This is a genomic window from Phytopseudomonas dryadis (genome assembly GCF_004327355.1).
GTDB lineage: Bacteria > Pseudomonadota > Gammaproteobacteria > Pseudomonadales > Pseudomonadaceae > Aquipseudomonas > Aquipseudomonas dryadis.
Genome location: NZ_QJUM01000005.1, coordinates 147,733 through 159,402, shown reverse-complemented (window position 1 = coordinate 159,402; position 11,670 = coordinate 147,733). Strand labels below are relative to the sequence as shown.

General features: G+C 65.6%; 9 protein-coding genes. 1 reads left to right on the top strand and 8 read right to left on the bottom strand.

Going from position 1 to position 11,670, the window contains the following annotated elements; all coding sequences use genetic code 11:
• Positions 1-28: 28 nt before the first annotated feature.
• Positions 29-862, top strand: a complete 834-nt coding sequence (locus DNK34_RS06070) for an aldo/keto reductase (RefSeq protein WP_131173482.1) — start codon at positions 29-31, stop codon at positions 860-862.
• Positions 863-1,372: 510 nt separating this feature from the next.
• Here DNK34_RS06070 and pcaC read toward each other — a convergent pair.
• The 8 genes from pcaC to DNK34_RS06025 all read right to left on the bottom strand — a co-directional run bounded on the left by pcaC (position 1,373) and on the right by DNK34_RS06025 (position 11,545).
• Complete coding sequence (gene pcaC / locus DNK34_RS06065; RefSeq protein WP_131173483.1) at positions 1,373-1,771, bottom strand: 4-carboxymuconolactone decarboxylase; 399 nt, start codon at positions 1,769-1,771, stop codon at positions 1,373-1,375.
• Positions 1,772-1,864: 93 nt separating this feature from the next.
• A complete protein-coding gene (gene pcaD, locus DNK34_RS06060) occupies positions 1,865-2,653 on the bottom strand; it encodes a 3-oxoadipate enol-lactonase (RefSeq protein WP_131173484.1) in 789 nt (262 codons plus the stop codon).
• A 9-nt stretch (positions 2,654-2,662) separates the two neighbouring features.
• Positions 2,663-4,042 carry a 3-carboxy-cis,cis-muconate cycloisomerase gene (locus DNK34_RS06055; protein ID WP_131173485.1) on the bottom strand — a complete coding sequence of 460 codons (1,380 nt, stop codon included), beginning with the start codon at positions 4,040-4,042 and terminating at the stop codon, positions 2,663-2,665.
• An 18-nt stretch (positions 4,043-4,060) separates the two neighbouring features.
• A complete protein-coding gene (locus tag DNK34_RS06050; protein WP_131173630.1) occupies positions 4,061-5,374 on the bottom strand; it encodes an MFS family transporter in 1,314 nt (437 codons plus the stop codon).
• Positions 5,375-5,807: 433 nt separating this feature from the next.
• The gene (gene pcaF / locus DNK34_RS06045) at positions 5,808-7,013 is read right to left on the bottom strand and encodes a 3-oxoadipyl-CoA thiolase (protein ID WP_131173486.1); all 1,206 of its coding nucleotides are present in this window, start codon (positions 7,011-7,013) and stop codon (positions 5,808-5,810) included.
• Positions 7,010-7,792: a CoA-transferase subunit beta gene (locus DNK34_RS06040; RefSeq protein WP_084303172.1), complete on the bottom strand. Its 783-nt coding sequence runs from the start codon at positions 7,790-7,792 to the stop codon at positions 7,010-7,012. The genes pcaF and DNK34_RS06040 overlap by 4 nt, the downstream gene beginning before the upstream one ends.
• A complete protein-coding gene (locus tag DNK34_RS06035) occupies positions 7,792-8,643 on the bottom strand; it encodes a CoA transferase subunit A (RefSeq protein WP_131173487.1) in 852 nt (283 codons plus the stop codon). Before DNK34_RS06035 ends, DNK34_RS06040 begins: the two co-directional genes overlap by 1 nt.
• Before the next feature lie 487 nt (positions 8,644-9,130).
• On the bottom strand, positions 9,131-11,545 hold the full coding sequence (locus DNK34_RS06025; protein WP_131173489.1) for a membrane-bound PQQ-dependent dehydrogenase, glucose/quinate/shikimate family: 2,415 nt from the start codon (positions 11,543-11,545) through the stop codon (positions 9,131-9,133).
• Positions 11,546-11,670 lie beyond the last annotated feature (125 nt).

Here is an 11,670-nt window from a genome sequence, read left to right as displayed (position 1 = left end):
ACACCGTCCCTCGACAGGAGAGAGTTCCATGCAGGCCATCCGCAACCGCTACCAACTGAACATGCCGAAACTGGGCCTGGGCACCTGGCCCATGAAGGACGAGGAATGCACCCGCGCCGTACGCCAGGCGCTGGAACTGGGCTACCGGCATATCGACACGGCCGCGGCCTACGAAAACGAAGCGGCAGTGGGCAAGGCGCTGGCCGAGACCCAGGTCGAACGCGAGAAGATTCACGTCACCACCAAGGTCTGGTGGGACAAGCTGCAGCCGGCCGACATGCGCGCCTCGCTCAGCGACAGCCTGCAGGCATTGCGCAGCGACTATGTCGACCTGTTCCTGATCCACTGGCCGGGCAATGCCGGCAGCCTGGCCGGCGACGACTTGCGCCGCAGCCTGGAAACCCTGGCGGCCCTGCGCGACGAAGGCAAGGCGCTGAATATCGGGGTGGCCAACTTCCCCTTGCCGCTGCTGCGCCAGAGCATCGAGGAATTCGCCGCGCCCATCGCCGCGATCCAGGTGGAGTACCACGTGCTGCTCGACCAGCAACCGCTGCTCGACTACGCCCGCGAACACAACCTCGCCTTCACCGCCTACAGCCCGCTGGCCCGTGGCGAGGCCGCGAAATTGCCGGAAATCCGTCAGATCGCCGCCAAGCACGGCGTGTTTCCCAGCCAGGTGGTGCTGCAGTGGTTGCTGGCCCAGGACCACGTCGCGGCCATCCCCAAGGCCAGCGGCATAGACAACCAGCGCGCCAACCTGGCCGCCCTGGATATCCGCCTGGACGACGAGGATCGCGCCCTGATCGCCAGCCTGCCGAAGGATCGCCGCCTGGTGAACCCGGATTTCGCGCCGAAGTGGTAAGCGCCTGAGGTAAAAGCCCCGCCCCGCGCGGGCGTGCAGCGCCTACAGAAAACCACGGCGCCCTGTAGGAGCACCGCCCCCGGCGCGAAACGATTGCGGCCACCCCGCAGAATCCGTGGCGTGGCCACCATTCGCTGCGAGGGCGCAGCTCCTACAGTATTGCGACAAACCACCGACCGTGTAGGAGCGCCGCCCCCGGCGCGAAACGATGGCGGCCATCCCGCAGAATCCGTGGCGTGGCCACCATTCGCTGCGAGGTCGCAGTGCCTACAGTCAATCGCGGCAAACCACCGATCGTGTAGGAGCGTCGCCCCGGCGCGAAACGATGGCGGCCATCCCGCAGAATCTGGAGCGTGACCGCCATTCGCTGCGAGGGCGCAGCGCCTACACGAACGCGGCGAACAACAAAACCGTAGCCCGGGTGGAGCGAAGCGATACCCGGGAATGCATCGATGAATATGCATCGGTGCAGCGGTGGAAGAAAACAGCGTCTTCCACCCTACTGTGCGATCACGCCTTGTCGAGGGATTCCACGCCGACTTCGTCCCACAGCTCTTCGGCGAGGTGGAAGGTGGCGTTGGCGGCGGGAATACCGCAATAGATCGCGCTCTGCATCAGCACTTCCTTGATCTCGTCGCGGGTCACGCCGTTGTTCTTCGCGGCACGCAGGTGCAGCTTCAGCTCACCCTCGCGGTTCATGCCGATCAGCATGGCGATGGTGATCAGGCTGCGGGTATGCCGCGGCAATCCCGGACGCGTCCAGATATCGCCCCAGGCATGACGGGTGATCATTTCCTGGAACTCTTCATTGAACGGTGTCAGTTTCTCCAGGCTGCGGTCGACGTGAGCGTCGCCCAACACGGCGCGGCGCACCTGCATGCCGGCTTCATAGCGTTGTTTTTCGTCCATCCGATGCTCCACTTCTATTCAGGAAATAATGAGGCTGTGGGAAGGGCTTTGGCCGCGACGGACCCGGCTCGCGGCTCGCCCGTCTTGAGCTGGTCAGGCTTGCAGGAAGCTCAGCACGCGCCGGGTGAACAGCTCGCCAGCCTGGACGTTGGACAGGTGCGCGGCGTCGAACTCGACCAGCTGCGCACCGGCGATACGCGCCTGCATGAAGCGGCCGTGCTCGGGAGTGGTCACCGCGTCGCCAGTGCCGCAGACGATCAGGGTCGGCGCACCGATCGCGGCGATCTGCTCGCGGAAATCGGCATCGCGCACCGCGGCGCAGTTGGCCGCATAACCCTGGGGCGAGGTCTGCGCCAGCATGCTGACGATGGCCTCGACCTGCTGCGGATGCCCAGCGGCGAACGACGGGGTGAACCAGCGCTCGATCGAGGCATCGCGCAGGTCGCGCATGGCCTTCTCGCCGCCCTTGAGCACGGTGTCGATGCGCGTGTTCCACACCTCGTCCGTGCCGATCTTGGCGCCGGTGTTGCACAGCACCAGACGCTGCAGGCGCTCGGCCGCGTTGATACCGAACCACTGGCCGATCAGACCGCCCATGGACAGGCCGCAGAAATGCACCTTGTCGATATCCAGTGCATCGAGCAGTGCCAATACGTCGTGACCGTTCTGCTCGATGCTGTAAAAGCCCGGGCTGACCAGTGACTGGCCATGGCCACGCGTGTCGTAACGCAACACGCGAAAATGCTCGGTGAACGCCGGAATCTGCGCGTCCCACATATGCAGGTTGGTGCCCAGGGAATTGGACAGCACCAGTACCGGCGCATCCGCCGGGCCTTCGAGTTGGTAGTTCAGGTCGCCATCGGCGAGGGATACCACAGGCATGACAATCTCCTAACGAGAAGCGTTTTTTTGTTCCAGTTGACGGCTCTGCGCCACGGCACGCTCGACCCAGCGGCGAGCCTGGCCCAGGTAATGGGCGGGATCGAGCAGGCGATCCAGCTCTTCTGCGGATAGCTGGGCAGCGACCTCGGCATTGCCGCTCAGCACCTCACGCAGATGAGCGCCCTCCTTCACCGCCTGCTTGCAGCACTGTTCGACGAGGTGGTGGGCGGCATCGCGGCCGATGCGCTGCGCCAGGGCGATGCTCACCGCCTCGGCCAGCACCAGGCCACGGGTCAGGTCGAGGTTGCGGCCCATGCGCCCGGCATCCACTTCCAGCCCCGGCACCACCAGCAGCGCCTGCTGCAGCGCACCGGACACCAGGCAGCAGAGTTCCGGCAGGGTCTCCCACTCGGCGTGCCACAAGCCGAGGCTGCGCTCGTGCTCCTGGGGCATGGCCGCCAGCATGGTCGCCACCAGGCCGGGGGCGCGGGTGGCGGCGCCGATCAGCACCGCGGCGCTGACCGGATTGCGTTTGTGCGGCATGGTAGAGGAGCCGCCCTTGCCCGGCGCGGATGGCTCGAACAGCTCGCCGGCCTCGGTCTGCATCAGCAGGCTGAGGTCGCGGCCGAGTTTGCCCAGGCTGCCGGCGATCAGGCCGAGCAGGCTGGCGAACTCGACCAGGCGATCACGCTGGGTGTGCCAGGGTTGCTCCGGCAGTTGCAGCGCCAGCTCAGCGGCCAGGGCCTCGGCCACCGGCCAGGCCTTGTCGCCCAGCGCCGCCAGGCTGCCAGAGGCGCCGCCGAACTGCAGGCACAGCAAACGCGGCTTGAGTTCGTCGAGGCGCTGGCGATGACGGTCGACCGCGCCCAGCCAACCGGCGATCTTCATGCCCAGGGTCACCGGTGTGGCGTGCTGCAGCCAGGTGCGCCCGGCCATGGGGGTTTCGGCATGGCGCTCGGCCTGTTCGGCCAACGCTTCGCTCAGCGCGGCCAGATCCCTCTCCAGCAGCGCGATGGCGGCGCGCAGTTGCAGCACCAGGCCGGTGTCCATGGCGTCCTGGCTGGTGGCGCCCAGGTGCACGTAGCGCTCGGCCTCTTCGCTCTGCGCGGCGATGCGCTTGCCCAGGGCCTTGACCAGCGGAATCGCCGAGTTGCCGGCACTGCCGATGGCCACCGCCAGGGCGTCGAAATCATAGAGTTCGGCCCGGCAGGCGGCTTCGATATCCGCCACCACCGTCGATGGAATCACCCCCACCGAGGCCTCGGCCCTGGCCAGCGCCGCTTCGAAGTCGAGCATGCCCTGCACGCGGCCATGGTCGCTGAACACCTGGCGCATCGGCGCGCTGGTGAAATAGGCATCGAACAACTGGCTGCTGGGCCTCGAACTCATACTGCGCTAACTCCGTGGTCAATGATCATGGTGTAGATAACTGGCCTGACGCGGCAGACGCAAGCTGACCAGGAAGGCCAGCACCATCATGCCCGAGACGTACCAGTAGAAGGTCTGTTCCAGGCCGATGGACTTCAGCCCCAGGGCCACGTACTCGGCGGAACCGCCGAACAGCGCGTTGGCCACCGCATAGGCCAGGCCGACACCGAGCGCGCGCACCTCGGGCGGGAACATCTCGGCCTTCACCAGGCCGCTGATGGAGGTATACAGACTGACGATGGCCAGGGCCACAATGATCAGCAGGAAGGCCAGCACCGGGCTCTGTACCGTGTGCAGCAGCGCCAGGATCGGCCAGGTGAAGATCGCCCCCAGGGCGCCGAACCAGAGCATCGAGGTACGCCGGCCGATACGGTCGGACAAGGCGCCGAACAGCGGCTGCATGATCATGAACAGGAACAGCGCGCCGGTCATGATGCCGCTGGCGGTCTTGGCGCTCATGCCCGCCGAGTTGACCAGGTACTTCTGCATGTAGGTGGTGAAGGTGTAGAAGATCAGCGAGCCGCCGGCGGTGTAGCCGAGCACGGTGAAGAAGGCCGCCTTGTGGTGCTTGAACAGGTGCACGATGCTGCCCGACTCCTGGCTGCCGAGCTGATCGTCCTTGGCGGTCTCGTCCAGCGAGCGACGCAGGTAGAAGGCCACTACCGCGGCCAGGGCACCGATGACGAAGGGGATGCGCCAGCCCCAGGCACGCAGCTCGTCCTCGCTGAGCAGTTGCTGCAGGATCACCACCACCAATACCGCCAGCAGTTGCCCGCCGATCAGGGTGACGTACTGGAACGAGGCGAAGAAGCCGCGCTGGCCCTTGAGCGCCACCTCGCTCATGTAGGTGGCCGTGGTGCCGTACTCGCCGCCCACCGACAGGCCCTGGAACAGACGGGCCAGCAACAGCAGCAGCGGCGCCAGGGTGCCGATGCTGTCGTAGGTCGGCATGAAGGCGATGGCCAGCGAGCCCAGGCACATCATCAGCACCGAGATCATCATCGACACCTTGCGCCCGTACTTGTCGGCGATGCGACCGAACACCCAGCCACCGATCGGCCGCATCAGAAAGCCGGCGGCGAACACACCGGCAGTGTTGAGCAGTTGCACGGTGGGGTCGTCGGAGGGAAAGAAGGCCGGGGCGAAATAGATCGCGCAGAAGGCGTAGACGTAGAAGTCGAACCACTCGACCAGGTTGCCGGACGAAGCGCCGACGATGGCGAAGATACGCTTGCGCCGTTCTTCGGCGCTGTAGTGGGGTGCTTGATACACCGTGCTGGCATCAGAACTCATCATGGATACTCACTGGTAAGGGACGGAACCTTCCCCTACTCCGACTTACATGTAACCAAATGATTCGAGCATTATCGCCCTGGGCGATCGCGTGCAAGGGTACCGGACATGGCTGCGTGGAACCCTGCCCGATACCGAAGCAAGCAAATGCTTGGTACCTGTCAACGATCTCGCCGGCCAGGCAATTGGCCAGGACAAGGCGCAAGCGGACGTAGGATGGGTGCAACCCATCGGTATATTGATGGGTTGCACCCATCCTACGAGCTCAAGCTTCAAGTTAAAGGCAAGAGCAGCCATTGAGCTGCAAGCCGCAAGCTTCAAGCTGCAAGACAGAAGCAAGAGCGATAGAGCGCTCCGGGCCGCTTTTAACTTGCCGCTTGAAGCTTGCAGCTTGTGGCTGCTATCGCCTTTTTGCGGCCGTATATACAGGCTTCTAGACGCGCTCGATGGCCAGCGCCAGGCCCTGGCCGACGCCCACGCACATGGTCGCCAACCCGAGCTTGCCGCCGGTCTTTTCCAGGTGATGGACGGCGGTCAGCACCAGGCGGTTGCCGCTCATGCCCAGCGGATGGCCGAGGGCGATGGCGCCACCATTGGGGTTGACCCTGGGGCTGTCATCGGCCAGGCCGAGGTCGCGGGTAACCGCCAGGCCCTGGGCGGCGAACGCCTCGTTCAACTCGATCACATCGAAGGCCTCGATATCCAGGTTCAGGCGCGCCAGCAGCTTGCGCACCGCCGGCACCGGGCCGACGCCCATGATCCGCGGCGCCACCCCGCCGCTGGCCATGCCGAGCACCTTGGCGCGAGCCTTGAGGCCGTATTTGCGCACCGCGTCGGCAGACGCCAGGATCATCGCCGAGGCGCCGTCATTGAGGCCCGAGGCGTTGCCCGCAGTGACCGTCTTGTCCGCGCCATTGACCGGCTTGAGCTTGGCCAGGCCCTCGGCGCTGGTATCGGCACGCGGGTGCTCGTCGCTGTCGACGACGGTCTCGCCCTTCCTGGTCTTGATCACCACCGGCACGATCTCCTCGGCGTAGTAGCCGCTTTCCCGGGCCGCCGCGGCACGCTGCTGGCTGCGCAGGGCGAAGGTATCCTGGTCGGCGCGGCTGACGCCGTAGTCCTCGGCGACGTTGTCGCCGGTGACCGGCATCGGATCGACGCCGTAGCGCTCCTTCATCGCCGGGTTGACGAAGCGCCAGCCCAGGGTGGTGTCTTCCAGCTTCTGGCCACGACCGAAGGCGCTGTCGGCCTTGCCCATCACGTAGGGCGCGCGGGTCATCGACTCGACGCCGGCAGCGATGGCCAGTTCCATTTCGCCGGAAGCGATGGCTCGGAAGGCAGCGCCCACCGCTTCCATGCCCGAGGCGCAGAGGCGGTTGAGGGTCACGCCCGGCACCGTCTCCGGCAGGCCAGCGAGCAGCAGCGCCATGCGGGCGACGTTGCGGTTGTCCTCGCCGGACTGATTGGCGCAGCCCATGAACACTTCATCGACCGCCGACCAGTCGACCTGCGGGTTACGTTCGATCAACGCTTTCAGCGGAATCGCCGCCAGGTCGTCGGCGCGTACCGCGGACAGGCCGCCATTGAGCCGACCGATCGGCGTACGCACCGCATCGCAAATGAATACGTCGCGAGTCATTCGTCACTCCCCTTCTGCCCATGGGCAGCGGCGGTGCGTGCTTCCAGATCACGCAGCGCAGCCAGTTCTTCGGCCTTCGGCGCTTCGGTGGTGGTCACCTTGTCGGCGAAACGGATCTGCCAGCCGGTGTTCTCGACCACCTGTTCGCGGGTCACGCCCGGATGCAGGGAGGTGACGATGAATTCGTTGCTGCCGGCTTCCGGCTCCATGATGCACAGGTCGGTGATGATCGCTACCGGGCCATCACCTGGCAGGCCGAGACGCTTGCGGTGATCGCCACCTTCGCCATGGCCCACCGAGGTGATGAACGCCAGCTTGTCGACGAAGGTGCGATGCCCCTGCTTGAGGATGATCAGCACCTTCTTGGCGCTGCCAGCGATCTCCGGCGCGCCACCGGCACCCGGCAGACGCACTTTCGGCGCATGGTAATCACCGATCACCGTGGTGTTGATGTTGCCGAACTTGTCGACCTGGGCGGCACCGAGGAAGCCGACATCGATACGCCCGCCCTGCAACCAGTAGCGAAAGATCTCGCCGGTCGGCACCACGGTATCGGCAGTCTCGGCCAGCTCGCCGTCACCGATGGACAGCGGCAGCACGGTGGGCTTGGCGCCGATCGGGCCGGATTCGTAGATCAGTACCACTTCCGGGGCATGGGTCAGGCGCGCCAGGTTGGCCGCCTTGGAGGGCAAACCGATGCCGACGAAGCACACGCTGCCATTACCGAGGCGGCGAGCGGCGGCCACGGTCATCATTTCATTGGTGTTGAAGTCGCTCATCACTTGGCCTCCCCGTTAATTTTCGCCTGGTACTGCGCAAAATCCTCGGTGCCGCGGATGTATTCGTCGATCCAGGCGGTGAAGGTTTCGCGGTCGCGGGCGATGGGGTCCCAGGCCTGGTAGAAACGGTTGTCGCGCTCGTAATAGCCATGGGCATAGGATGGATGAGCACCGCCCGGCACCACGCAGACCGCGGTCAGTGCCCAGCTCGGCAGTACGCAGGCGTTCATCGGCGCCTGCAGGTCGTCGACGATTTCCTCGACGGTGACGATGCAGCGCTTGGCAGCCAGGGCGGCCTCCTTCTGCACACCGAGAATGCCCTGGATCAGCACGTTGCCCTTGCGGTCGGCCTTCTGCGCGTGGATGACGGTGACGTCAGGACGCACGCTCGGCACGGTAGCCAGGCTCTCGCCGGTGTACGGGCAGTCGATGAATTTGATTTCCGGGTTGACCTTGACCAGGTCCGAGCCCTGATAACCGCGCAGCACGGCGAACGGCAGGTTGGATGCGCCAGCGACATAGGCGTTGGCCATGGCGGCATGGCTGTGTTCGCTGATTTCCAGCTTGTGCGGCCAGTGTTTCTCCACCGCGTCGCGCAGACGGTGCAGCGAGCCGACCCCGGGGTTGCCACCCCAGGAGAAGATCAGCCGTTTGGCACAGCCGGCACCGATCAGCAGGTCATAGACCAGGTCCGGCGTCATGCGTACCAGGGTCAGGTCTTTCTTGCCCTGACGAATCAGCTCGTGGGACGCCGCCGTGGGAATCAGGTGGGTGAAGCCTTCGAGGGCGATGGTGTCGCCATCGTGGACGAAGCGTTCGACCGCTTCGCGCAGGGAGAGGATTTCAGCCATGGTCGATCTCGTTTCTTGTCAGGACGCGGGGGTGGCGCCGGGTGAATCAACAGTAGAGGGCGAGCGCCTGGCAAACAATCCGATAATCGCCATAGAGTTCGATAATCGAACAATTCTCTAGCCGGATATGAGGGTGCCTCTTCCAGAAACGTCGGCCTCGGCGCGGAAACGCGACTACATGAGTGTGCCCACCACCGCCCCTGTAGGAGCCCGCTTGCGGGCGATGCGCAAAACCGCATCACGCCCCCATCGCCGCGGGGTCGCGACTCCTACAGAACCAGCGCAAACCACCGTTTCGCAGGCTCGGGCGGTTCTGTTTCGTCACAGCAACGGTTCAGGCGCTTCTCGTCGATACCGCTGCGGCAGCCGGAGCGCGCCTCGACGTTGCGCAAGCGCACGCCGAGCCCCGGAAGCGCCCCGCTCGGCAGCACAGGATCCCTGCCTTCATAGTCCAGCCCGGGCCTCACCGAGGCCCGGGGCATGGACCTCAGTCCGGCAGGGCGTAGGCGATGATGTAGTCGCCGCGATCGGGCGCCGTGCGGCCGCCACCGGCCGTCACGACCACATACTGCTTGCCGCTTTCCGGCGACTTGAACACCAGCGGGGTCGATTGCGCCCCCACGGGCAGCGGCGACTTCCAGACTTCCTGGCCGGTCTTGACGTCGATCGCACGCAGATAGTAGTCCGCCGTGCCGGTGAAGAAGATCAGGCCGGATGCCGTTGCGACCGGGCCGCCCAGCGTCGGCATGCCAATGGGAATCGGCAAGCCGGTCTTGATGCCCAGCGGCCCCAGTTGTTCGGCCGTGCCCATCGAACGCTGCCAGGCGATCTGGCGGGTCTTCAGGTCAATGGCCGTCATCATGCCGAACGGCGGATCAGTACAGGGCACGCCCAGCGGCGACGTCACCATGGCGCGGCTCAGGCCATAGGGCGTGCCTTCCATGGGCACGATGCCGCCCACGCCCGGTCCCGCCTTGCCACTCTGCGCCGTGGCCTTGCTGACCTCATCACGCGGAATCAGCCGCGCCTTCATCATGATGCGCATGTCGTTGACGATCAGATAGTCATGCGCCTTGTCGATCGAAATGCCGCCCCAGTTCATGGTGCCAAAAGGTGACGGATGCGGGAGGTACCAGCGGGTGCTGGGCGGCGTGAAGTCGCCCTTGTATTCGAGCTGCCTGAAAGCGATGCGGCACGCCAGCTGATCCATCGGCGTGATGCCCCACATGCCCGCTTCGGTCAGCCGGCCCTGACGGATCTGCGGCATGCCCACCGAATAGGGCTGCGTGGGCGAGAGCCTTTCGCCGGGCACGCCATCCGTGGGCACGTCCTTTTCAACCACCTCGGCGATGGGCTTGCCGCTGCGCCGGTCAAGCAGGAAGATCTCGCCCCGCTTGGTGGTCTGGATGAGCGCCGGTATGCGTTCGCCATTGCCGCCCGGCACGTCGTAGAGGACGGGTTTGGACGGCAGGTCGTAGTCCCACACGTCGTGGCGGGTCGTCTGGAACACCCAGCGTTCGGCACCGGTCCTGGCATCCAGCGCCACGATGGACGAGCTGACACGGTCGGTCTCGGGCGTTCGATGTCCGCCGTACATGTCGGGCGTGCCATTGCCGGTCGGCAGGTAGACCAGCCCCAGCTCCGCATCGTAAGTCGGCACGGCCCAGGTGTTGGGCGTGCCCCGCGTGTAATGCTCCCCCGGGCCGGGCGCGGTGGTCACGCCAGGGCGTCCCACGTCCCATGCCCAGGCCAGTTGCCCCGTGACCGCGTCGAACGCGCGCACGGCGCCCGAAGGCTCGTCCACCGACTGGTTGTCCATGACCCAGCCCCCCACGATCAGGCGGTCGCCAGCCAGTACCGGCCCGGCCGTGGGATTGTAGAAACCCGGAATGATCTCGCCCATGTCCTCGGCCAGGGACACGAATCCGCCGTCGCCAAAGCCTTCGCAAGGCTGACCATTGGCCGCATCCAGTGCAATCAGCCGCAAATGGGCGGTGGTCAGGTAGATGCGCCGCTGGCAGGCCGCAGTCGCCGGCGAGTCGCTGGCGGCCGTGCTCTGCGTGGCCTTGGATTGGGGGACTTCGTAGTACGCCAGCGAACGGCAGCGCTGCCAGCTCGGGCTGTAGCCCGCGTTGGCCTTGGGATCGAAGGTCCAGATCTGTTTGCCGGAATCGGCATCGAGCGCGAACACCTGATTGGTCGGCGTGCATGCATACACGACATTGCCGATCTGCAGCGGCGTGTTCTGGTTTTCCGCACCGCCGTAGGCAAAATCCCCCGTGCGAAAGGTCCAGGCCACTTGCAGCTTGGACACGTTGTCAGGCGTGATCTGGTCCAGGGGCGCAAACTGCGTGCCATCGGGCGTGCGGCCGTAGTTGGTCCAGTCGGCACCGTCGTCGCCGGGCTGGTAGCCCTGGGCCAACTCGGGCGCGGCACCGGGCTTGACCGTCCAGATGGGCTGGAAAGCCGCCAGCAGCGCGCCCAACAGGCCCAGCGCCAGCACGCCAGCCACGCCGCGCGAAGCCTGCCTGACATGGCGGTACGAGGCCGCGCCGCGCAAGCCGGGCGTGAGCAAGGCCACGAACAAGCCAATGAACGCCAGCAGGCCCAGCCGCGCCGCAAGCGGCCAGAACGCCAGGCCCGCCTCGAACAGTGCCCAGATGACGGTGATGACGAAACTCAGGCCATATAGCCAGGCGCCGCGTACATGGCCCAGAGCCAGCAGCACGCCCGAGACGGCGATCAAAATCCCCACGGGCAGGTAATACCAGGAACCGCCCAGTTGCAGCAGTTGGACGCCGCCGTAGGCCAGATACAGGCCGATGACGGCTGTGATGGCCCCCAGGACGGCGGCGCACACTCGAGTCGCGCGCGAAGCCACTGAGGCTCGATGGTCTGACATGTAAAAATCTCCGTTCTTGCTGATTCCGTTGCGCTGGGCACGTCCATGGGTCGGCCGGCATGTCCAGCGCGTCGATCCCGCTCGGCGCCAGGGCCGAACGGGATCAATCAGTTGCGCTGCACGGC

Coding starts and splice junctions, on each gene's coding strand:
- DNK34_RS06070 (WP_131173482.1), top strand. CDS start 29: ATGCAGGCCATCCGCAACCGCTACCAACTGAACATGCCGAAACTGGGC.
- DNK34_RS06050 (WP_131173630.1), bottom strand. CDS start 5,374: ATGAGTTCTGATGCCAGCACGGTGTATCAAGCACCCCACTACAGCGCC.
- pcaD (WP_131173484.1), bottom strand. CDS start 2,653: ATGCCTGTGGTATCCCTCGCCGATGGCGACCTGAACTACCAACTCGAA.
- DNK34_RS06040 (WP_084303172.1), bottom strand. CDS start 7,792: ATGAGCGACTTCAACACCAATGAAATGATGACCGTGGCCGCCGCTCGC.
- pcaF (WP_131173486.1), bottom strand. CDS start 7,013: ATGACTCGCGACGTATTCATTTGCGATGCGGTGCGTACGCCGATCGGT.
- DNK34_RS06055 (WP_131173485.1), bottom strand. CDS start 4,042: ATGAGTTCGAGGCCCAGCAGCCAGTTGTTCGATGCCTATTTCACCAGC.
- DNK34_RS06025 (WP_131173489.1), bottom strand. CDS start 11,545: ATGTCAGACCATCGAGCCTCAGTGGCTTCGCGCGCGACTCGAGTGTGC.
- pcaC (WP_131173483.1), bottom strand. CDS start 1,771: ATGGACGAAAAACAACGCTATGAAGCCGGCATGCAGGTGCGCCGCGCC.
- DNK34_RS06035 (WP_131173487.1), bottom strand. CDS start 8,643: ATGGCTGAAATCCTCTCCCTGCGCGAAGCGGTCGAACGCTTCGTCCAC.